This is a genomic window from Amycolatopsis sp. NPDC057786 (assembly GCF_042797905.1).
In the GTDB taxonomy this organism is placed as follows: Bacteria; Actinomycetota; Actinomycetes; order Mycobacteriales; family Pseudonocardiaceae; genus Amycolatopsis.
The window spans coordinates 1-21555 of the sequence record NZ_JBHVKW010000129.1 but is presented as its reverse complement, the minus strand read 5'-3'; the positions used below and the strand labels follow the sequence as shown (position 1 = coordinate 21555).

Annotated in this window: 18 protein-coding genes; 3 read left to right on the top strand and 15 right to left on the bottom strand. The window is 67.3% G+C overall.

Features of this window, described 5'->3' with window-relative positions; genetic code table 11:
* The first annotated feature begins 41 nt into the window (after positions 1-41).
* Positions 42-719, top strand: a complete 678-nt coding sequence (gene rpe, locus ACFVM3_RS37990; RefSeq protein ID WP_378444682.1) for a ribulose-phosphate 3-epimerase — start codon at positions 42-44, stop codon at positions 717-719.
* A 266-nt stretch (positions 720-985) separates the two neighbouring features.
* Here rpe and ACFVM3_RS37985 read toward each other — a convergent pair whose 3' ends face one another.
* Positions 986-2437, bottom strand: coding sequence for a LytTR family transcriptional regulator DNA-binding domain-containing protein (locus ACFVM3_RS37985; protein ID WP_378444680.1), 1452 nt, complete (start codon positions 2435-2437; stop codon positions 986-988).
* A gap of 711 nt (positions 2438-3148) precedes the next feature.
* Here ACFVM3_RS37985 and ACFVM3_RS37980 point away from each other — a divergent pair.
* Positions 3149-4489, top strand: coding sequence for a LytTR family transcriptional regulator DNA-binding domain-containing protein (locus ACFVM3_RS37980; protein WP_378444679.1), 1341 nt, complete (start codon positions 3149-3151; stop codon positions 4487-4489).
* 15 nt (positions 4490-4504) lie between these two features.
* Here ACFVM3_RS37980 and ACFVM3_RS37975 read toward each other — a convergent pair whose 3' ends face one another.
* The 5 genes from ACFVM3_RS37975 to ACFVM3_RS37955 form a co-directional block, all read right to left on the bottom strand.
* Complete coding sequence (locus ACFVM3_RS37975; RefSeq protein WP_378444678.1) at positions 4505-4690, bottom strand: recombination activating protein 1; 186 nt, start codon at positions 4688-4690, stop codon at positions 4505-4507.
* Positions 4691-4781: 91 nt separating this feature from the next.
* Complete coding sequence (locus tag ACFVM3_RS37970) at positions 4782-6464, bottom strand: PQQ-dependent dehydrogenase, methanol/ethanol family (RefSeq protein WP_378444677.1); 1683 nt, start codon at positions 6462-6464, stop codon at positions 4782-4784.
* A gap of 16 nt (positions 6465-6480) precedes the next feature.
* The gene (locus tag ACFVM3_RS37965; protein WP_378444676.1) at positions 6481-6936 is read right to left on the bottom strand and encodes an MSMEG_3727 family PQQ-associated protein; all 456 of its coding nucleotides are present in this window, start codon (positions 6934-6936) and stop codon (positions 6481-6483) included.
* Positions 6937-7172: 236 nt separating this feature from the next.
* Positions 7173-9416 (bottom strand): catalase/peroxidase HPI, encoded by a 2244-nt coding sequence (gene katG / locus ACFVM3_RS37960; RefSeq protein ID WP_378444675.1) that lies wholly within the window; start codon positions 9414-9416, stop codon positions 7173-7175.
* 42 nt (positions 9417-9458) lie between these two features.
* The gene (locus ACFVM3_RS37955) at positions 9459-10007 is read right to left on the bottom strand and encodes a manganese efflux pump MntP family protein (RefSeq protein WP_378444674.1); all 549 of its coding nucleotides are present in this window, start codon (positions 10005-10007) and stop codon (positions 9459-9461) included.
* A gap of 658 nt (positions 10008-10665) precedes the next feature.
* Between ACFVM3_RS37955 and ACFVM3_RS37950 the strand changes: the two genes are divergently transcribed.
* Positions 10666-11136 carry a ribose-5-phosphate isomerase gene (locus ACFVM3_RS37950; RefSeq protein ID WP_378444673.1) on the top strand — a complete coding sequence of 157 codons (471 nt, stop codon included), beginning with the start codon at positions 10666-10668 and terminating at the stop codon, positions 11134-11136.
* A gap of 186 nt (positions 11137-11322) precedes the next feature.
* Here the strand turns inward: ACFVM3_RS37950 and ACFVM3_RS37945 are convergent, their stop codons facing one another.
* The 9 genes from ACFVM3_RS37945 to pqqB form a co-directional block, all read right to left on the bottom strand.
* Positions 11323-12333 carry an HAD-IIA family hydrolase gene (locus ACFVM3_RS37945; RefSeq protein WP_378444672.1) on the bottom strand — a complete coding sequence of 337 codons (1011 nt, stop codon included), beginning with the start codon at positions 12331-12333 and terminating at the stop codon, positions 11323-11325.
* Positions 12330-13289: a fructose-bisphosphatase class II family protein gene (locus ACFVM3_RS37940; protein ID WP_378444671.1), complete on the bottom strand. Its 960-nt coding sequence runs from the start codon at positions 13287-13289 to the stop codon at positions 12330-12332. The genes ACFVM3_RS37945 and ACFVM3_RS37940 overlap by 4 nt, the downstream gene beginning before the upstream one ends.
* A gap of 101 nt (positions 13290-13390) precedes the next feature.
* Positions 13391-14368 carry a class I fructose-bisphosphate aldolase gene (locus ACFVM3_RS37935; protein ID WP_378444670.1) on the bottom strand — a complete coding sequence of 326 codons (978 nt, stop codon included), beginning with the start codon at positions 14366-14368 and terminating at the stop codon, positions 13391-13393.
* 61 nt (positions 14369-14429) lie between these two features.
* Entirely contained in the window at positions 14430-15455 is a 1026-nt protein-coding gene (locus ACFVM3_RS37930; RefSeq protein ID WP_378444669.1) for a LysR family transcriptional regulator, read from the bottom strand.
* 328 nt (positions 15456-15783) lie between these two features.
* Positions 15784-18315 (bottom strand): aminopeptidase N, encoded by a 2532-nt coding sequence (gene pepN, locus ACFVM3_RS37925; protein ID WP_378444668.1) that lies wholly within the window; start codon positions 18313-18315, stop codon positions 15784-15786.
* 4 nt (positions 18316-18319) lie between these two features.
* Positions 18320-19444, bottom strand: a complete 1125-nt coding sequence (gene pqqE / locus ACFVM3_RS37920) for a pyrroloquinoline quinone biosynthesis protein PqqE (RefSeq protein WP_378444667.1) — start codon at positions 19442-19444, stop codon at positions 18320-18322.
* Complete coding sequence (gene pqqD, locus ACFVM3_RS37915) at positions 19441-19716, bottom strand: pyrroloquinoline quinone biosynthesis peptide chaperone PqqD (RefSeq protein ID WP_378444666.1); 276 nt, start codon at positions 19714-19716, stop codon at positions 19441-19443. The genes pqqE and pqqD overlap by 4 nt, the downstream gene beginning before the upstream one ends.
* Complete coding sequence (gene pqqC, locus ACFVM3_RS37910; RefSeq protein ID WP_378444665.1) at positions 19716-20411, bottom strand: pyrroloquinoline-quinone synthase PqqC; 696 nt, start codon at positions 20409-20411, stop codon at positions 19716-19718. Before pqqC ends, pqqD begins: the two co-directional genes overlap by 1 nt.
* Entirely contained in the window at positions 20408-21298 is an 891-nt protein-coding gene (pqqB, locus tag ACFVM3_RS37905) for a pyrroloquinoline quinone biosynthesis protein PqqB (RefSeq protein WP_378444681.1), read from the bottom strand. The genes pqqC and pqqB overlap by 4 nt, the downstream gene beginning before the upstream one ends.
* Between the last annotated feature and the right edge of the window lie 257 nt (positions 21299-21555).

Below are 21555 nucleotides of genomic sequence, written 5' to 3'. Positions count from 1 at the left end.
CTCCCGGGAGGCTTACGCTCGATGTCGTGACGAAACATCCCTTGATCGCCCCGTCCATCCTTTCCGCCGACTTCGCCCGGCTCGCCGACGAAATCACCGCGGTGAAAGGAAAACCCGGCCGCGGCGCGGATTGGCTGCACGTGGACGTCATGGACGCGCACTTCGTGCCGAATCTGACCCTGGGATTACCGGTCGTACAGTCGATTCTGGCCACCACCGACATCCCGGTGGACTGCCATCTGATGATCGAGAAGCCGGACCGGTGGGCGATCGGCTACGCGGAAGCGGGTTCCTACAACGTCACGGTGCACGTCGAGGCCGCCGAAGACCCGGTCATGCTCGCGAAGAACCTGCGGGCCGCGGGCGCGAAAGCGGGATTGGCGATCAAACCGAACACGCCCTTGGAGCCCTACCTCGGCGTGCTCGAACACTACGACACCCTGCTGGTGATGTCCGTGGAGCCCGGCTTCGGCGGGCAGAAGTTCATCACCGAAGTACTCGACAAGGTGCGCAAGGCACGGACGATGGTGGACACCGGCCACCTGAACCTGGTGGTGGAGATCGACGGCGGCATCAACACCGACACGATCGAACAGGCGGCCGAGGCCGGGGTCGACTGCTTCGTCGCCGGTTCCGCCGTCTACGCGGCCAAGGACCCCGCGAGGGCCGTGGAAGGACTGCGCGGCCAGGTGGAAGCCCTTTCAGGGCGGGGCGCCTGACCGCTGATCAGGTGGGTCGCAAGTGCCGATTCGGGTGCCGGTGGGGGTAAGGCGAAGGTGGCTTTCGCAACGTCGGTTCGGGAGAGGGTGTCGGACACGCCACCTTTGCCATACCCCTCAAGAGAACACGAATCGCCACTCACGACCGGACACTCGGGGTACAGCCGGCTCCCGTCGGCGAGTCCGAACCGGCCACCGGCGAGGTGACCGATTCCGGAAGCGGGGTCTCGGAGTCCGGCCGGCACGCCGGCTCCGAGACCCGGCTTTCACACTCCGAGCATCCGCCGGAGATCCGGGGCATGGCGCCGCGAAACGGGAACCAGTTCAGGAGAACGGGAATCCGTGATCAGGAAGAGTTCTCCCTTGATACCGCGTTCCAGCTCGGCCACCCGGCGAAGGTTGACCAGATACCGCCGGTGCACCCGGCGGAACCCGTGCGGTGTCAGCATCCGCTCGACGTTGTCCAGGCCGCGGGTCGCGGCTTGGATCCGGCCTCGTTCCGTGGCCAGCCAGACGATGTTCCGGTCGGCTTCGGCGTAGCGGATCTCCGACGGGGCCAGCAGTACCAGCCGGTCCTTCCGCATCCCGATGACACAGCGAGGCAGTGAACCGATCACGTCGTCGGAACTTCCGTCGTAGGCTTCGCCTTCCTGCACACCGAACGCGCACAGCAGGCCCACCACGTGATTCGAGTCGACGACGGAACGCAGCGTCAAGGAGGTCGCTTCCTCGCCGGGGCACACCGGCAGACGCGCGTAGCCGCTCCACTGCGCACTTCCCTGTGCCTGTTTCTTGGCCCACCGCACCACGTCGGGAAGCCCTGGGATGTCCGGGGTCCAGCGCTCCGCCGGTTCGGTCGCCCCCGCCACGATGGGCGTTTCTCCGGTCAGCCCGAGCAATGCGACAGCCGATTCGTTCGCGGCGATGATGTTCCCGCCGCGGTCCATGGCCAGGAAAGAACCGCCGTCCTGGGGGCTTTCCTTGGTGAATTCGGCGATCACCTTGTCCGCTTCGTAGATCGCGCGCCGATAGATCTCCTGCTCGACGCACGCGACGGCTTTCGTCAGCCACGGCGGCACGAACTTGGACAGCGACGCGTTCCAGCGGGAGATGTTGATCGACGCGACCGGTGCGCCGGTCACGATGTCCCGGATCGAAACGCCCGCACACGCCCACTGATGAAAGGCTTCGCACCAGTGCTCCGGCCCCGTAACCGTCACCGGGCCGGACACTTCGAGCGAAGTCCCCATCCCGTTCGTGCCGGTACATTCCTCCGACCACGAGGACCACGGGGCGAGGTTGTGCAGCTCGGCTCGCCGCCGGGCGGAGGGATCGCCCCAGGCGCCGAGAACCCGTCCGTTCCCGTCCGTGACGGTGACGACTGCGCCGTCCTGTTCGACTTCCTGACCGGCCAACGCGCCGAGACCGCCGAGCGCGGTGAAGATCACGCCGTTGTCGGCCCGCTGGGCGTCGTCGCCTGTCGCTCCCGGCGCGACGTCGAGTCTCCGGTCCACTTCGTACCGATCCCTGCATCGGTACCACGACGCGAGGATTTCGGGGCGGACACCCGTCTCGATGTCCTCACCCGAGGCGAAGTTCTCCCACGCGCGGGCCACTTCTCTCGCCGAGGACGTGGTCACCAGCGAACCATCGGAGACGTGGTCACGTCTGCCGGGCCGACTTGATGCGATCACGAGCGGCGGCACTCTCCCGGTCATCGCGACCTCCTTGTCGCCCGCGCACCGGGGTTTCCTGGGACCTCCGGGCAGTGGCAGAGGAAACAAGGTAACCCGATGCGACACGAGATTTCAATACACATTCTCAGCGTTTGGAAACATTGTTGTAGAACCACCTGATCGGCGAGCTGCGACCAGCACGGGAGGTACCCAGCCGCCGAGCGTATGAACCCCTCCCACGGTTAACCGCAGGCAAATTATTGTCCAAAAGGGACGGGTCCGCGATTTACCGTCGACCGTCCGGGAATTCCCCGAATACACCGTCGTCTTGATCGAGTCACCTGCCCGAAGCGGAAACCGGAACTATCTTCACTTATTGCGAGGCAAGGCAGAAGGTGCCGCGCGGGTGGCTTTCGCGGCACAGGTCCGCCTTACTTCGCGCTAACTAGAGATACACGATTTCCGCGGCGCGGAAACGATTCGACCGCTGATGAGCCGACGGCCGCCGTTGGTCATCGCTTGACGACCGTTCGTAGGTCGTTCACCCGCACTCGTCCCGGGCCGCTTGCCCTCGAATCCGGCGAAAGTTTAGCTTCCGGCGTCGGGCAAGGGACGCGACCCGGCCCGATACGCGAGCAGTCATCGGCACCGGACGGGCGTCTGCCATCCGGGCAGGCACCAGACCAAAGGCGGTCTCAGATGGCACAGGTACGCCGGCCCGGGCAGGCCACGCACAGTCGCGGAGACTCGACTGTGCGTGAAGCGTGGGAACGGTTCGCGCGCGGTGAGGACGACCTCCGTGGCGTGCGGCCGGAGATCGCGATCTCCTGGAACCGGTGCCGTGACCAGTACGGGGTCGACCCGCGCCTCACCGAGGCCCCGGCGGCCGTCGCCGAGGTGGGGCACGCGCTGGAGCACGACGTCGTGATCGCCGAGCTCGGCTTCCGCGCCGCCTCGCTGGCGCACGAGGTCAACACCCTCGGTGGCATCGTGACCATCACCGACGCCTCCGGCCGGGTACTGGCCCAGTGGGGTGACCAGGCCACGCGCGCCGTCGCCGCCGAAGCCAACCTGGCGCCGTGGTTCTGCTGGGCCGAGGGCGCCACCGGGACGAACGGCATGGGGACCGCGCTGATGTCCTATGCCCCCGTCCTGATCCGCGGCGCTGAACACTGGTGCGAGGCCTTCCACGACTGGACCTGTGCCGGAGTGGCGGTACGGGACGTGGTGACCAGGAAGCCGGTCGCCGTGCTCAACATCTCGTGCTGGCGCGGCGAGCTCCCCGGGTCCGTGGGTACCTGGCTCGGCAACGCCGCCGCGAAGACCCAGCGCATCCTGCGTCAGCACGCCAAGGACGACGGCGCCGAATTGATCGCCGCCTTCAACCACAGCAGGGCCGGCTCGCGTGCTCCGCTCGCGGCCGTGGATCCCGCGGGCCGGGTCGTACTCGCGGACGACACCGCGGGGGTGCTGCTCGGTATCCCGGGCTCCACGCCGGCCCCCGATCCCGCGGTCCGCTGGAAGCCGGAACTGCCGGAGTTCATCCGGGCGGCCGAATACGCCGCCGCGCAGGCGACCCGCCATCCCGGCTGGGCCGGTTCGACACAGATCCGCACCCGGCTCGCCAACGACCCGACGTCGATCAGCTTCCGGCCGGTGTTCCTGTCCGGGCACCTGATCGGCAACATCGTCGCGTTCGGCGTGTCCGAAGGGGATCCGGTGCAGCGGACGGTCGAGGACTCCCCTCTTCGCGCACAGCCGCATCGGATGGTCGCGACGCGGGAGAACCGCATGGTCCTGCTGAGGCTCCCCGAGGTCTCCTTCGCACAGTCGGACGGCAACGACGTGTGGCTGTCCACCGACCAAGGGCTGTTGCGCTCCGCCTCGCCGGGCCTCGACCGGCTCGAAACCGAACTGAGCGATTCCGGATTCCTCCGGGTGCACCGCCAGTACGTGGTGAACCTCAGCCGGATCCGGGAGGTCGAACGGCGCTACAAGGGCGAACTGTTCCTGGTCATGGACGACCGGGAACAGACCATGGTGCCGGTTTCCCGGCGGAACGCGCCGATGGTGCGCCGGGCACTGGAGATCTGACCGGCGCGACCCGGGTCAGCCCCGGTACCGGTGTACGTCGCAGACGCAGTACATGAGACGGCACTCGAAGCACTCGGGCTTGTCGACGCACGTGATACAGCGCCCGCAATGCACCGGCTCGGTGTGCCGCGCGACGTCGTCCGGTCCGTAACGCTCCCCGCAGTACAGGCACGGCAACCGTTCCTGGTTGGCCTGGTTCATCGTTCCACCTCCGTCGGCCGAAACACCGAAACGGTGGCCGGGCCGCCGGAGCGACCCGGCCACCGGCCGGTACCTCAGTGAAGATCCCCTGTCACAGGGAGAAAACGATCAACGCGGCGCCGTGCCCCTGACCGGACAGGCCGGGGACGATGCCTTCGAGCCAGCCACCCCAGCCGACCGGCACCGCGACGTGCTGCTTGCCGTCGACGGTGAAGGTGCTCGGGCTGCTGTGGTGACCGCTGCCGCACTGGAAGCTCCAGAGCTTCTCACCCGTCTCCGAATTCAGTGCCAGGAACTCACCCGAAGGCGTGCCGGCGAACACCACGTTCCCCGCGGTGCTGAGGGTCGACGCGGCCATCGGCATGTTGTTGAGCCGGTGGCGCCATTTCTCCTCACCGTGGGAGTCGAACGCGCTGACCGACCCGGCCATGTTGTCGATGTCGACTTCGACGGCGGCTCCCCAGTAGGGCATGCCCTCCTTGAACTCGCGACGACGCCGGGTGGCGGTGGCGCCCACGTCGGCGACCGGGACGTAGAACAGGTCGAGGTCTGGGTTGTACGACGCGTGCGTCCATTCCTTCGCCCCGGCGGGGCCGGGGAAGAAGTGGCAGGGTTCGCCTTCCTTGTCCGGGTACTTCCGCGGGGTCACCTTGCCGTCGCGGGTGATGACGCCCCAGTCGATCCGGTCGACGAACGGCGTGACGTGCTGCAGTTCGCCGTTGGTGCGGTCGAGTACGAACATGTACCCGTTCTTGTCGAAGTGGGCCAGCAGCTTCTTGCCGTCCCGCTCGAACAGGGTCATCTCCATGGTGGAGTCGTAGTCCCACAGGTCGTGCGGGGTGAACTGGTAGTGCCACTTGATCTCGCCGGTGTCGACGTCCAGCGCGACCACGCTGTCGGTGTAGAGGTTGTCCCCTTCACGGACCTCTCCGTCGAAGTCGGGAGCCGGGTTCCCGGTGCCCGCGTAGTAGAGGTTCAGCTCCGGGTCGTAGGTTCCGGTGACCCAGTGGTTCGCCCCGCCGCGTTGCCATGCCTCGCCGTCGGCGGGCCAGGTCTCCGAGCCTGGCTCACCCGGCTTAGGCACGGTGTAGGTGCGCCAGCGCTGTTCGCCGGTCTCCAGGTCCCAGGCGTCGATGTGCCCGCGGACGCCGTACTCGCCGCCGGCGGAACCGGTGATAAGAAAGTCCTTGATGACAAGTGGAGCGATCGAAGCGCTCTCGCCCGCCCGCACGTCACCGATGGTCTTCTGCCAGATCTTCCGGCCGTTGGTGGCGTCGAGCGCGACCAACTGGGCGTTCTGGGTCACCATGTAGACTTTGCCGTTGGCCACCGCGCACCCGCGGTTGACGTTGGCGCAGCACAGCGTGACGTCGATGGGGATGGCGTGCTTATAGCGCCAAAGCTGCTCGCCGGTCTTCGCGTCGAGCGCCCAGAGCCAGCCGTCCCAGCCGGTGACGAACATGACACCGTCGACCACCAGCGGGCAGGCCTCGAAGGCGTAGGTCGAGGTGGAGGCGATCATGCCGGTCGCGCTCGCCTGGAAGATCCAGGCGACCTTCAGGTTCTTGACGTTGTCGGCGTTGATCTCGTCGAGCAGGCTGTGCCGCTTGCCGTCGTAGTCGCCGTAGTAGGTGATCCAGTTGTGCGATTCGCTGCGCGCCTGGAGGATGCGCTCGTAGTTGATACCGCGCGTCACGTCCGGCGCACTGTGCGGCAGGTTGGAAAGCTGACTGTGGTTGAACGCCTTCCCGGCGTCGACATACTCGAGAGTCATGGTGATTCCTGCCTTTCTACGGCCGCGGCTGGGCGGGTCGGTCGAGCTTGGCTTCCGGCGGGACTTCGCCGGTCACGACGATGGCAGCGGTCAAGCCCCGGCCCTCGTCGTTACCCGCGGGCGAGCCGTACCAGTAGCAGCCTGGGCCGTCGAGTTCGAGCGTCGCGGTGCCCTTGGAGTGGTTCAGCAGGCCGATGAACTGCTTGTCGCCGTTGCTGGGCAGCAGGCAGGCGTGGGTGTTCTTGTCGTCGTTGATGATCGTCAGCTCGAGAATTCCGCCGTGCGGCAGGATCAGGACCCCCGGCTCCCACGTCATCGCGTCCTCAGGGATCCGGATGGTCGCTTCCATCGTCCCGTCGGCACGCTCGGTCGCCTTGGCGATGCTTCCGGATCCGAGCACGGCACCGATGGTGGCCCTGTTCTGTCCGCCGATCTCGGCCAGGAGATCTTCTCGTTCCTGGGCAATCGTCATCGGACTTCACCTCCTCGTCAGCAGGAAATGCTTATTTCGACAGATTCACTGAAATATCGCCTACACGAAATCGACGTTCGTATCCGGCGCTTGACCTCTGTAACGAGTTCGAACCCTACCCCTGGAAATGCCATTCCGATATCCGTCGCCACCGACCGTCCCGGCTCCGCCGTTCGCAAGACGGTAGGTACCGTTCGTGCCCTTTCGCGCCGGAAAACCCTTGTCATGAAACACTTTCAACGACTCCCTTGCGGATCGAAACGGCCGAGTTCCATGACCTTCACCCAGGCCGCGACGAAGTCCCGGACGAACTTCTCGCCCGCGTCCTCGCTCGCGTAGACCTCCGAAAGCGCCCGCAATTCGGAGTTCGATCCGAAAATGAGATCGACCCGGCTCGCGGTCCACTTCACCTCACCGTCGATTCGGTCACGGCCTTCGTAGATCGCCGTCCAAACCTCCTGGTGCCGCCTCGGAACCCACTCCGTCCTCATATCCAGCAGATTGACGAAGAAGTCGTTCGTCAGCACCCCCGGCGACGAGGTCAGCACCCCCATCGAGGAACCTCGGCAGGTGGCACCGAGCACCCGGAGCCCGCCGATCAGCACGGTCATCTCGGGCGGGGTCAAGGTCAGCAGATTCGCCCGGTCGATCAGCAGATGTTCCGGCGCCGCCCAAAAACCGTCACCCAGGTAGTTCCGGAAGCCGTCCGCCTTGGGCCGCAACGCTTCGAACGACTCGACGTCGGTCCATTCCTGGGTCGTGTCGGTACGCCAGGGCCGGAACGGCACCTCGATCTCGTGACCACCGGCCGCGGCGGCGTGCTCCACCGCTGCACAACCGCCGAGCACGATCAGGTCGGCCAGCGAGATTCGCTTGCTTCCCCGTTGGGGTTCGTTGAAGCGCCGCTGGATCGCCTCCAACTCGGACAGCACGACAGCCAGCCGCTCGGGCTCGTTGACCTGCCAGCCGCGCTGCGGTTCGAGCCGGATCCGCGCCCCGTTCGCGCCGCCGCGTTTGTCGCTGTCGCGGTACGTCGAAGCCGACGCCCACGCCGTCTTCACGAGCTGCGCCACCGTCAGGCCGGAGCCGAGGATCTCCCGTTTGAGGACGGCGATGTCGCCGTCGTCCACCGGTTCGTGGTCCATCTCCGGAACCGGGTCCTGCCAGATCAGCCGTTCGGCCGGGACGAGCGGCCCCAGATAACGCCGGCGCGGGCCCATGTCGATGTGGGTCAGCTTGAACCACGCCCGCGCGAAGGCGTCCTCGAACTGATCCGGGTGCTCCAGGAAACGCCGCGAGATCGTTTCGTAGACTGGATCCTCCTGCAACGAGAGGTCCGTGGTGAGCATGACCGGGTGGTGTTTGGTGTCCGGGTCGAACGGGTCCGGCACGGTGCCCTCGCCTTGGCCGTCGCTCGGGATCCATTGCCACAGACCGGCCGGGCTGAGCTCGACGTCCCACTTGTACTCGAACAACGTCTCGAAGAACGTGTGGTCCCAGTGGACTGGCGTGCGCGTCCACATCCCTTCCAGGCCACTGGTGACCGTGTCCGCCCCGACGCCGCTGCGGCATCCGCCCATCCAGCCCAGCCCCTGATCGGTGAGCGGTGCGGCCTCGGGCTCGGGGCCACCGGTCACGTTCGGGTCGGCCGGGCCGTGCGTCTTGCCGAAGGTGTGCCCGCCCGCGATGAGCGCCACCGTTTCCTCGTCGTTCAGGCCCATCCGCTTGAAGGTCGCCCGGATGTCGCGGGCCGCGAGCACCGGGTCGGGATTGGTGGCCGGGCCCTGCGGATCGACGTAGATCAGCCCCATCTCGGCGGCCGCCAGCGGCTCGTCGAGCTCGCGCAGGCCGCTGTGGCGTTCGTCGGCGAGCCACTTGCGTTCCGGACCCCAGTACAGCTCGTCGGCTTCGCAGACCTCGGCCCGGCCGCCGCCGAACCCGAAAGTCTTGAACCCCATGGATTCCAAGGCCCGGTTGCCGGCGAAAACCATCAGGTCGGCCCAGGAGATCTTGCGTCCGTACTTCTTCTTCACCGGCCACAACAACCGGCGGGCCTTGTCCAGATTGCGGTTGTCCGGCCAGCTGTTCAACGGGGCGAAGCGTTGCATTCCCGCGCTCGCACCACCTCGGCCGTCGGTGGCGCGGTAGGTGCCCGCGGCGTGCCAGGCCATGCGCAGCACGAGCGGACCGTAGTGCCCGAAGTCGGCAGGCCACCAGTCCTGCGACGTCGTCAGCACTTCGTCGATGTCACGCGCCAGTTCGCCGAGATCCAGCGTCTTGAACTGCTCGGCGTAGTCGAAGTCCGCGAACAACGGGTCGTCCGCGGGGCGACGGCGCAAGGCCGTCAAGTCGACCCGGTCCGGCCACCAATCGGTAGCGTCACCGCCGGCCGCCGGATGATTTCGCCGCCGGGACTGCTTGGTCTCGCCCAGGACCTTGTCGTAGGTCCGGTAGACGTGGGTATCGGGATTCTCGGGCATCGTCGCCTCCCCAAGTGCCATCGCCGCCTAGGACGTAACCTCTCAGCCGAAGACCAGTGGCAGCAGGATCGCGGCACTGAGCAAGGAGATCCCGCTGAACAGATCGGACCGGATCCGGACGACCTTGGCGGCCATCCTCCCGACGTACAGACCGGCGAACGACATGACCACCGTCATGGCGCCGAACGTCAGCATCGGGCCCACGAGGGAGAAACCGGCGATCCCCAGCCCGGCGCCCGCGACGAAATTGTCGATACTCAGCGAAAACGGCATGCCGAACAGGGTCACCCACGGATGATCCATGTCTTCCGGCTCCGGATTACGGATCGCCCCGACGATGAAGTACACGCCGTACAACCCCAGCGCCGCCGCACCGATGTACTCCGCCCAATCCCCGAGGAAATCACCGAGGTAGCTACCGAGAAATCCCCCCAGGAGCGGGCCCAGCGCGTCCCATATCCCGAAGATGAGGGCGACCTGCAAGGCACGCCGCCAGCCGAATGGAATCGTCCCGATGGCGATCGCCGAGCGGAAGTTGTCGAGACTGAGCCCGAAGGCGAGCGCGAGCAGCGGCAGGAATTCAAGAGACATCTGAACCACCTCGAAAGCGCATACAGGGTGACCGAGGAGAGCGGGTTGAAAAAAGGCGTGACGCAAGGCCCCGTGAGATCGCGGTTTCCGATCCGGGGCCTTGCGTCAACGCCGACGTAGTCGAAACGAGGCTTTCGGGTACCTGCCGCGACTACGGGAAAACGAACAGCACGGGCCCGGTGGCCCGGCTGTCAGCCACGGTAGAAGTAGCCGGTGGCCTCAGCGCACACCTCGACGACGGTGTACTCCGGAGTTTCCCACTTCATATTTCCTCCTCGCTGTCGACAACGCCCGGCGACGGGGCGAACCGGGCTTACGTGATCCGCGTAAACTCGAGGACCAACTCACGAAATTTCGCGGCTATGAAAGAGCATCCTCGATTTAACGAAGCCGGGGCAACCGACCTTGAACCACTGGGTGGCAACCGGTGCCGAACGGCGTCCTGGAGCCCACGAACGGGATGGGCGGGTGGACGGACGGCCGCGGCACCGCACCTGCCCCAGCCAGGGAGGACAGCTCCCGCTAAGGGGAAGTGGGCCCGCCCAGGCCGGGGGCGCCCAGGGCCCATAAGAACCTCACCGTGCCCTATAAGGCTTTTCGATGGCGATCAGCCGATTTGCGATCCGCCGATCCGCGAATCCGGGATTAAACTGCCGACGTGCGAATCTACCTTGGCTCCGATCACGCCGGACTCGAACTCAAGAACCACTTCGTCGAAAGGCTATCCGCCCTCGGCCACGAAACGATCGATGTCGGCCCTGCGGTCTACGACGCGAACGACGACTATCCGCCGTTCTGTGTCGAGGCGGCGCGGCGCGTCGTGGCCGACGAAGGCAGCCTCGGTATCGTCATCGGCGGTTCCGGGAACGGGGAACAGATCGCCGCGAACAAGGTACCCGGCGCACGCGCCGCGCTGACCTGGAACGTGGACACCGCCAAACTCGCCCGACAGCACAACAACGCGCTGCTGGCCGGTATCGGCGCCCGGATGCACACGCTCGAAGAAGCCGAACACATCGTGGACGCGTTTCTCGCCACCGAATTCGAGGGCGGACGGCACCAGCGCAGGATCGATCTGCTGTCCGACTACGAGCGCACCGGCGAAGCGCCCTCCCTGCCGGGAAAATGACCGGATCGTCGTGGGTGGCGTGTCCGTAAAGGCCACGCCCCTTGCAGCAGCGGTCACATCGGTCTCGTGACTGGATGGACGACACCCGTGTTCAAGCTGACGACTCGCGACGGAACCCCGGCCGCGGCCGTGTCGTCCATCCGGTCACGCGTGTCGTCCGTCTGATCACACGTGTCGTCCGGTCAGTCACGGGACGAGCCCGAGCTGTCGTTCGATCTTCTCCCAGAGGCCGTCATCGTCGGAGACCGCGCCGCCCGCGTCACGGACGGCCCACGCCGTGGTGACGACGGACCGCAGCAATTCGTCGTTGCCGCCCGCGTTCGGCATGCGGGACAAGGCATCCAACGCAAGCTCGGAGGCGGAGGCGCCGGCTCGCAGGGGCCTTCCGGGAGCGAGCAGCCCGCTCAAGTCGGCGGCGACGTAGGTCGGCCGCGCGGACGGCTCAGCGAAGGCCAGATCGCGGAGGCGGGAGGCGCCGCTCAGGACGAAGAGCGAGTCGAGGCCGGCCGAGTTGGCGCCCTCGATGTCGGTGCCGAGCAGGTCCCCGCACACCAGGGTCTCGGACTGAGCGGTACCGAGCCGGATGCGCGCCAGGTCGAACAGGGCCGCCCGCGGTTTGCCGACCACGTAAGGGGAAGCGCTGGTGGCGGTCCGTACCAAGGCGACCAGTGCCCCGTTGCCCGGCGCCCGCCCGTACAGTGTAGGCAACGTGAGGTCGACGTTCGTGGCCACCCAGGTGGCTCCCGCGTCGGCGAGCCTGCCCACCGCCGCCAGTTCGCGCCAGGTGACGTCGGTTCCGAGCCCCTGGACGACGGCCTCGACCGGCGTGCGGTCCAGATCCGCGACGCGGACCGGGATCAGCCCGGCCTCGGTGAGAGCGTGGGCGACACCCGGGCCTCCCACCGCGAACACCGGCGTTCCCCGCCCAAGACGCTCCGCCAGGTATGCCGCGGCCGCCTGCGAACTGGTGACCACCGACCAGCCCTGCGGGGCGACTCCCAGCCCGCGGAGATGGTCGCTCACGTCCTCGGGCGGGCGAGACGCGTTGTTGGTCGCGAAAACGACCGGGATGCTCCCCGCCGTCACGCGGTTCAGGGTCTCCACCGCGTGGGGAACGGCCGAGGGACCGCGGTAGACCACGCCGTCGAGGTCGCAGATCAGCCCGCGGTACCGCGTGATGAGCGGATCACCCGTCATGCCGTCCGGCGCCCCTTCTGCTGGCGCCTGCCGGTGTGCGGGCGTTCGGACTTCACCATCCGCACCGTCTCCGGCTTCGAAGACATCACCAGGGAATGGGTGGTGACGCGGCCGGAGTGGTACTGGACGCCTCGCAACAACTCGCTCCCGGTCACTCCCGTGGCACAGAAGTGGATGTTCTCCCCACCCACGAGGTCCTCGGTGTGGAGGACCTTCCCTTCCGGCAGCCGGACCTGCAGTGCGCCACCGGAACAGGTCAGGGCGGCCGCGGCGAGGACCCCTTCGGCCGCTCGCCCGGCGCCCAGCAGGATGTCCACCGGGCTCTCGGGACGTGCCACCGCGATCGCGCCGGAGACGTCACCGCCTTCCAGCAGATGGACCCGCGCGCCCGCGTCGCGGATTTCGTGCACGAGATGCCGGTGCCGCGGCCGGTTGAGCACGGCGACGACGACGTCGGACACGCGGATGTCCTTGGCCTTGGCGACCGCTCGCAGGTTCTCCGCCACCGGGCGGCGGATGTCGACGACGTCGACGCAGTCGGGGCCGACGGCCAGCTTCTCCATCGAGGCGACCGGCGAGGGGTCGAACAACGCACCGCGTTCGGCCACCGCGATCGCCGACAGGGAGTACGGCACGTCCTTGACCGGCGAGAGCGCGCCGTCGCCCGCGGTGATGGCGACGTCGCACGCCGGGCCGTCCCCGCTCCCGATGTCCTCACCGGTGACCATGACCGGTGTAGCCACCACGACGCCGCGCATCCGCACCGACCCGAGGAGTTCGCGCATCGCGTGGGTGGCGGCCGTCTTGGCGCTGTCGTCCTCCCCGAGCCCGACCCATCCGCCCGCCGCGATCGCGGCCGCCTCGGTGACGCGCACGAGTTCGAGCGCGAGAGCCTGACCGGAGCCCTCTGTCGCGATCCCCGGATGACCGGTGATGTCCCATTCGTGAGTTTTCATCGTTCTCAATCCACTCGGCCGGGCAAGGAAACAGCACTGCGGGCGACCGGCCCGGCTGTCCGCGTAACCGGACCGGTCGCCTTCAAGCGGTCGCGAACGCTTTAGCGGGCGGCGGCGTTCGCGACCGCTCGTTCGGAGAGCGCGTTCTGGGCGGCGACGCGGTTGCCCTCGTCGCCCCGCCATGCCTCCAGTGCAGGCCCGACGAGCGCCCGTCCGAACGAATAGGTGAGCTCCCAGGGAAGCGGGTCGAGTTTCTGCATCGCCCCGAGGTGCCGCGTCGCCACCTCCGGGCTCTGCCCACCGGAAAGGAACGCGATCCCCGGCACGGACGACGGCACGGTTTCCCGCAGCGTCTCCACCGTCGCCTTGGCGACCTCGGCCACCGTGGGCTGCTCCGGGCTACCGGTCCCGGCGACCACCATGTTCGGCTTGAGGACGATGCCGTCGAGCTGCACCCGCATCAGATCGAGTTCCTCGAACAACGACTCCAGTACGGCGGTCGTCACCTGACGACAGCGCTCCAGCGAGTGGTCCCCGTCCATCAGGACCTCGGGCTCGACGATCGGGACCAGGCCGCCCTCCTGGCAGAGACCGGCGTACCGCGCCAGGGCGTGCACGTTCGCCCGCACCGCACGGGCCGAGGGCTCGTCTTCGCCGATCGTGATCACCGCCCGCCACTTGGCGAACGTCGCGCCGAGCCGCACGTAGTCGGACACTCGCTCACGCAGGCCGTCGAGGCCTTCGGTGATCTTCTCCTCCGGCGACCCCGCCAGCGGCTTCGCTCCCGTGTCGACCTTGATCCCGGTGAGAATCCCGATGTCGTCGAGGAATCGCGGGAACGTGCGCCCGTCGGTCACCTTCTGGTGGAACGTCTCGTCCGCGAGGATGATCCCGCTGACGGACTCCGAGAGCCGAGGCGTCGTGACGATCAGTTCCCGGTACACCCGGCGGTTTTCCGCGGTCGCTTCGACGCCCACCTTCTCCAGCCTGGCGGACATCGTCCCGATGCTCTCGTCGGCGGCGAGGATACCGCGCCTGCCGGAGACCATCGTGCGCGCGATCTTGTTCAGGGCTGACATCTACTGTTGCTCCTCCTGTATCGGACACCGGATGGTGTGACATTTCGGCGAGAGGCTTGATTCAGGTCATTAATCCGTGTCCGTCGACCGCCAAGCTGGGCTCTCGCGAGTGCTTTCGCTTCCGCCAGTCGACCGTCCGCGGTTTCTGCCCCGGCACGACGACCTGCGGCAACGGGCTGCCCTTGGACACCGCGATCTCCAGCAGTTCCTTCGCGTGGTCCGGGAGACCGCGGCGTTCGCTCCAAGTCGCGTAAATGGGTTTGGCCGGCATCTCCTGGTCGACGGTCACCAGATGCAGCCGTCCTTCCGCGAGTTCGGACCGCACGGTGGAGACGTTCAGCACGGTCACCCGCCTGCTGTTCGCGACCGCCTGCTTGATCGCGCCGCTGGAGGGGAATTCGACGTAGCCGCGCGGGGCACGTGCGGTTCCCAGCAGTTCGTCGGTGAATTCGCGCAGCCCCGAGCCGCGTTCGCGCAGCACGAGCGGAGCGGCCGCCAGCTCTGACACCGTCAAGGGGCTGTGCCTCGCCGCCCACGGATGCCTCGAACCGACCACCACGGCCAGCTTGTCGTCGCAGATGTACCGGGTCATTAGGTCCTCGCGGGACTGTTCCCGCCCTTGCCCTCCGGCATGGCACCAGCCGTCGATGAACGCGAGATCGACGTGGCTCGCGCGGATCAGCCGGTGCAGTGTCTCCACGCTGCCCGTCTGGACTTCGACGCGTGCCTCCCCGAACGAGAAACCCGAGCGGTTCAGCCATTCGGGGATCAAGTGCTCGGAAACCGCCGGGCTGCCCGCGATCCGGAGCCGTTTCGCTTCGGAAGACCTCGCTCCGGAACCGAATTCGAGCAGCTCTCTCGCCGCCTGCATGACATTGCGGGCGTACTTCGCCAGCATCTCCCCGTCTTCGGTGAGTTTCGAACCGGCGGGAGAGCGCTCCAGCAGCTTGAGTCCGAGGCGCCGTTCCATCGCGCTGATCCGGATACTGGCGGCGGGCTGGGAAAGGCTGTGCGCTTGCGCGGCTTTTCCTACGCTCCCGTGGCTTTCCACCGAGAGCAGCAGATCGAGGTCTGCGAGCTGAGGCATCTTTGACGGAAGAACCACGGTTTCACCTCTCACTCCGGACTTCGTCGCGTTGTCGCGTGTGGTCACCACGTTCGGTTCGCACGGGACGCCGGGAAAGTGCTGGCCGCCACCGGCGCCCCGTGCTGTGGGACGAGCCTGCGGGGAGCGGAATGCGTGGTCAATCCGTCCGGCACGAACGCCCGGCACCCGAGCACGAACGGTGTGCACCAGGCCACTTACGGGCCGAAGAGGCAGCCGAGACGGCTGTAAACGGGCTCACTCTCCCTTTCGTGACAGCGAAGACCCCATTCGTTCACGGTTCGCCGCCGTTCGTTCTCCGGGATCGCCGTCAGAGTGCCGCGTCACACGCTCTCGCGGCTCGGATGAGAAGGAGTTCGGCCCGCTCCTCCCGGACCGCCTTCAGTACGTTTTCCGAAAGCAGCCCGCATCCCAGCAACTCATCGATTTCCGTAAGCACTCGGTGCTCGTCGTCGGTGAATCGTGGGTAGAGCGCGCGGGCGAACGCGACCACGAACTCAGGCCTGGCGTTGTCCGCCATACCCTCCAGCGTCCGCCGGTAACGGTCCACGTACCGGGTCAGCAGCTTCTCCTGCCCGGGCTCCCGCAACCCCGCCATGACGGCCTTCTTTTCCGCGAGAGAAAGGGCGTCGCCCGACAACCTCGCCCACGCCTCGTCCTTCGCCGCGACGGTGGGGCGCACAGCTTCCACCATCAAGGCGTTCCGGTGGCCACTGTCCCCCGGATCGGCTCCCCTCGCGACGTCCAGCAGCCCGCCGACGTCGCAGCCGGTCGCCGCGAGGCGGAACAGGCTCCGCCACCGGAGGTCCCGGTCCACTTCCAGTCCGGCCCAGGGAGACCGTCCGCACACGATCTCCTTCAGCAGGCCGTGGCCGTCGGCCGGCGCGATCCCCACGAGGACACGGGCGAACACCAGTTGCCGATCTCCGCCCGGCGCGGCGCCCGCCAGCTGCTCGCGGACGCGACGCGCCAGGACTTCGAGCGCCCGGCGCCGATCGGCGGGGTCACCGTAGACCCGCACCGCCTGCACGGCACGCTCCAGAAGCGCCTCCAGGACGCCGTCGTCGTTCTCACCTACGCCGTGGGTGAGAACGGCCGTCGCGTAGCTTCGTGCGGGCAATCGCGCGTCGAGCACGTCGTCCCACAATGCTCCCCACACGACCGCTCGCGCCCGCCTTTCGTCCAAAGTGGACAGAGCACGCAAGGCCGTCCGGCGGGATCGCGGATCCAGCCTGACCTTGACATGGCATACCGCGTCGTCATTGGGCACCAGCAGGTCAGGGCCGCCGAATACGCCGAGTCCCTCTTCGGGCCCGCCGGGGGTGAGCACGACGGGCGCGCGCCGCCGCAGCACCAGCTTGCCGTCGTGGTCGTCGAAGGCGGCGACGCGGAGATTCAGGTGACGCGGCCGGACGCCCGGATCGGGAAGCTGGACCAGCCGGTCACCGGCCGCGAGGCGGGACACCTCGACCGTGTTGACACCCGGGTGCAGCAGCCATTCGTCCACCCAGCGATCCAGATCCTCGTCCGACACCTGTCGCAGCGCAGCCACGAAGTCGTCGAGGGAGGCGTTTCCCCACGCGTGTGCCCGCAGGTACGTCCGCACCCCGGCGATGAACGTCTCCCACCCGAGGCGCCCGGCGAGGTCGCGCAGGACCGCGGCGCCTCGTTTGTAGACGATCGGGCCGAAGTTCACCCGCGCGGCGTCGGTGTCGGCGGTTTCGACCCGGATCGCGTGACTGGTGGGCAGCCGGTCGGCGTGCCGGGCCACCGGCAGGGCGTGATGCGCGTACGCGGTCCAGCCTTCCCCGTACCACGTCGCGTCGCGCTGCGCGACGATCGACATAAGCTCCGCGAACGCCTCGTTCAGCCACAGGTCGTCCCACCAGCGCAGGGTCACGTAGTCGCCGAACCACATGTGCGCCATCTCGTGCAGCAGCACCTCGGCCCGCCGCCGCCGGTTGTCGCCGGTGACCCGGTGCCGGAACAGGAACCGCTCGTTGAGCGTGACGCAGCCAGGGTGTTCCATTCCCCCGAACGCGTATTCGGGCGCGAAGACGTGGTCGTACTTGGTGAACGGGTACGGCAGGTCGAACAACTCACGGTAGAAGTCGAGGCCGCGGCCGATCACGTCGAGCAACTCGAGCGCGTCCACGGTGAGTTCTTCGAAGAGCGAATCCCGCGCGTACAGTGCCAGCGGCACTCCGCGATGGTAGGAACTCAGCCGGCGGAACGGGCCGGAGGCGAAGGCCACCAGATACGGCGGCAGCGGTGGCGTGGGTTCGAACCGCCACACCCTCCGCCTTCCGGCCGAGAGCTGCCGCAGCTCGACGGGGTCGGTGTTGCCGACCACCACGGCCTCGTCGCAGGCAGTGACGGTCAATTCGACCGTGGCTTTCAGATCGGGCTGGTCGAAACAGGCGAACACCTTGTGCGCCGCGAAAGGCTGGAATTTGGTGTGCAGGTAGACGTGGCCGTCGAGCGGGTCGCGGAACCGGTGCAGCCCCTCGCCGGTCCGCGAGTACGGCGCGGTACCGGCCACTCTGACCGTGTTCGCGCCGGGCCGCACCTCCAGCCGGACGCGCGTTCCGTCGTGCGCGTCCGGCCCCAGCGCACGGCCATTGCACTCGACCGACTCGACCGCTCCCGCGAAGTCGAGGAAGACGGGCCGGCTCCCGGTCCGGGCCTGGAAGCGGGCCACCGTGGTCGTCGCGAACTCCCGCTCCCCCAGTGTCACATCGAGGTCCACTGTGTACTGGACACCGAAGATCGCGGCAGACCGCGCCGCGGCTTCGTCCCGTGTCAGGGAGCTTCCGGCCGCGGCACGACCTCCGGAGGACACGCGGTCATCGCTTTCGTGCCGAGACGGTCGGCCGTCGGTAGACGAGCTGCTCGCGGATCACCTCGCCGTTCGCCGCGGCGTCCCCCTGGTTGGCACGGACGAGGGCCGACTCGACCAGGTGGTGGTCCGGAGAGTGCTGGCACACCGGGTCGGTGCGGCCCGCGTCCCCGGTCAGTGCGAACGCCTGGCATCGGCAGCCGCCGAAATCCAGCTCCTTGCGAGGGCAGCCGCGGCAGGGATCGGGCATCCACTCCGTACCCCGGTACGCCTCGAACGCGGCGGACTTCGACCAGATCCACTCGAGGTCGTGGTCGCGGACGGAGGAGAACTCCAACGTCTTGATCTCCGCGGCGACGGGGCACGGATAGACCACGCCGTCCGGCGCGACGGTCAGCGCGTTCTGCGCCCAGCCGCCCATGCACGGCTTCGGGTAGGGCTCGTAGTAGTCCGGCAGGATCCAGAGCATTTCCATCTGCCCGGCCAGCTCGGCCTTCCGGCGTTCGTAGACGCCGACGGCCTCGTCCAGCTGGGACTTGCTCGGCATCAGCAGCTCGCGGTTGCGCAGAGCCCAGCCGTAGTACTGGCTGTTGGCGAGTTCCAGCCGCTCGGCGCCCCATTTCACGCAGACGTCGATGATCGCGTCCAGCCGGTGCAGGTTCAGCCGGTGCAGGACCACGTTCATGTTCAACGGCAGCCCGGCGTCGCGGATGATGCCCGCGGCCGCTTCCTTCTTGTCGAACCGTTTGCTCGCCGCGACCAGGTCCGTCGACTCGGCGGCGTCCCCCTGGATACTCAGCTGGGCGCTGTTGAGGCCCGCCGAAACGAGCGATTCCGCCCGCCCCTCGGTCAACCCGAGACCGCTGGTGATCAGGTTCGTGTACAGACCGCGACGGCGGCACTCGGCGACCATCGTCTCCAGATCGCCGCGGACGAGGGGTTCGCCTCCCGAAAAGTGGACCTGTACGACGCCGAGCCCGGCCGCCTCGCCGATCACCCGCACCCACTCGTCGGTCCCGAGCTCGTCCTCCCGCTCGCGCAGTTCCAACGGATTCGAACAGTAGACGCAGTGCAACGGGCACCGGTGCGTGACTTCGGCAAGCAGGCCGTACGGCTGTGGGGTGCCGTTCATGTGACCACCACCCAGCCCCGTCCGCTCGCGTCACGGAGGAACGTCATCACGTCGTTCACCAGATCGGTCGCCTCGAACTCCTGCTCGAGCTGCTCGACCAGCTGCCGCACGGTCCGGCTGCCGTCGCACAGGCCGAGGATCGCCGCCCCGGACTTGTTCAGGAGCACGACACGCTCCGGCAACAGGAGAAGCTCCACGCCGCGGACACTGTCGTGCTTGAGCATCGCCTTCGTCGCCAGCCGGGGAGTGGCCGCCAGATCGCTGTCGTCCATCACGAACCCTTGCCGTACGCGAACTGCACGGCGTCCAACAGGCACCACAAGACATCGCATTTGAACTCCAGAGCCCGGGCGCACGCGTCCTGCTGCTCCCTGGACTTGGCGTTCTCCAGCACCAGTTCGAGCAGATGTGCGATGTCCTTGGGCTGCTGGGTCAGCCGCGCCCGGAAGTATTCCAGGCCTTCCTCGGCGATCCACGGGTAGTGCTGCCGGACGTCGGTGATCCGCCTGCTGAGCAGATCCGGCGCGAACAGTTCCGTCAGCGCCGACGCCACGGACTCCAGCCACGGCTTCCGGCGGCAGAAGTCCACATAGGCATCGACCGCGAACCGCACTCCGGGCAGCACCGTGTCGACGTCGAACAGTTCTTCGCGGCTCAGACCGACGGCTTCGCCGAGGCGCACCCATTTCTCGATGCCGCCTTCGGTTCCTTCTCGCCCGTCGTGATCGATGATGCGCTGAATCCACCGGCGGCGGTCCGCACTGCCGGGCAGCTTGGTGAGAATGAACGCGTCCTTCACGGGCAAGTTCATCTGGTAATAGAAGCGATTGCGCACCCAGCCACGGAACTCTTCCTCGGTCAGCGATCCCGAGTGCATCCGTTCGTTGAACGGGTGCAGATGGTGGTACCGCTTCTCCCCGATCGACCGCAGCCGTGCTTCGAACTCCTCCGCGGACCAAGCGTTCATACTTCCACCTCCAAGCCGGCTCGACCGACCTCGATACCCAGGCTCGTCAGCCATTGCCGCTCGCCGGACCGTTCGTCGAGAATCGGGTTGGTGTTGTTGATGTGTGTGTAGATCTTCCGTTTCGCCGGGAGCGCCGCCAGCGCTCGGGCCGAACCGTCGGCGCCGCCGACGGGCATATGCCCCATGGACCTTCCGGTCCGGTTTCCCGCACCCTCGCGGGACATCTCATCGTCCGTCCAAAATGTACCGTCCAGGAAGACGCAATCGGCCGAAGCGACCTGCTCGGCGAACTTCGCGTCCCATCGGGGCAGCGTCGGCGCGTACACGACGATTCCACCCGTCACCTTGTCCTGCAGGCGGAAGCCCACCTCCCACGCCGACGACGAGTCGCGATGCGGCGAATGCCGCGAATTCCCGACGTAGCGCGGCGCCTTGGAACCGGTCGGGAAGGCGGTCACCACCAGCCGGTCGTCCAGCTCCAGCGGCTTGCCGATTTCGAGCAGGGACCAGGAAATGTCCGCGTAGTCGCTCAGCAGCTCCCGGACCGGGAACCACGAGCTCAGCGCCTCCAGTACGGGATAGGTCCCGTAGACCTTCAGCGACGACTCCTCGCGCAACATCAGCAGGCCGATCGTGTGATCGAACTCCGCGTCGGTCAGGAGCACACCGGCGACCGGCGTCGCCCGGATCTCCGGGCCCGGATGCAATACGGGATCCGCCGCGATCTGGTGATGGACGTCCGGGGTCGCGTTGAGCAGGAACCACCGGTCACCGTCTCCGGAAACCGCGATCCCGGCGTGCAACGTCGCGACCTCGGGCTTCGCTCTGGCAGTACGGCATCCGGCACATGCGCAATTCCACTGCGGAAAACCTCCGCCCGCCGCCACTCCGAGGCAATGAACGAACACACGTCCTCCCTCGAATTCGGCCCCTGGCAGCGGCCGTGACCTGAACTCGGTTTGTCTTCGCCCACCTTCTTCGCCGACGCCGGGCCTGACAATCGATCGCGCACGACCGGCACCGAATCACTGACGAACGGCGACCTCGCCGTCACGAGCGGATCGACGCGATCGAGGGAGGCCACGGCCCCGCGAACAGGCGTGCGGCAGGCACCCCGGGCCCGGCAGGACCGCGCTCCCGGGTT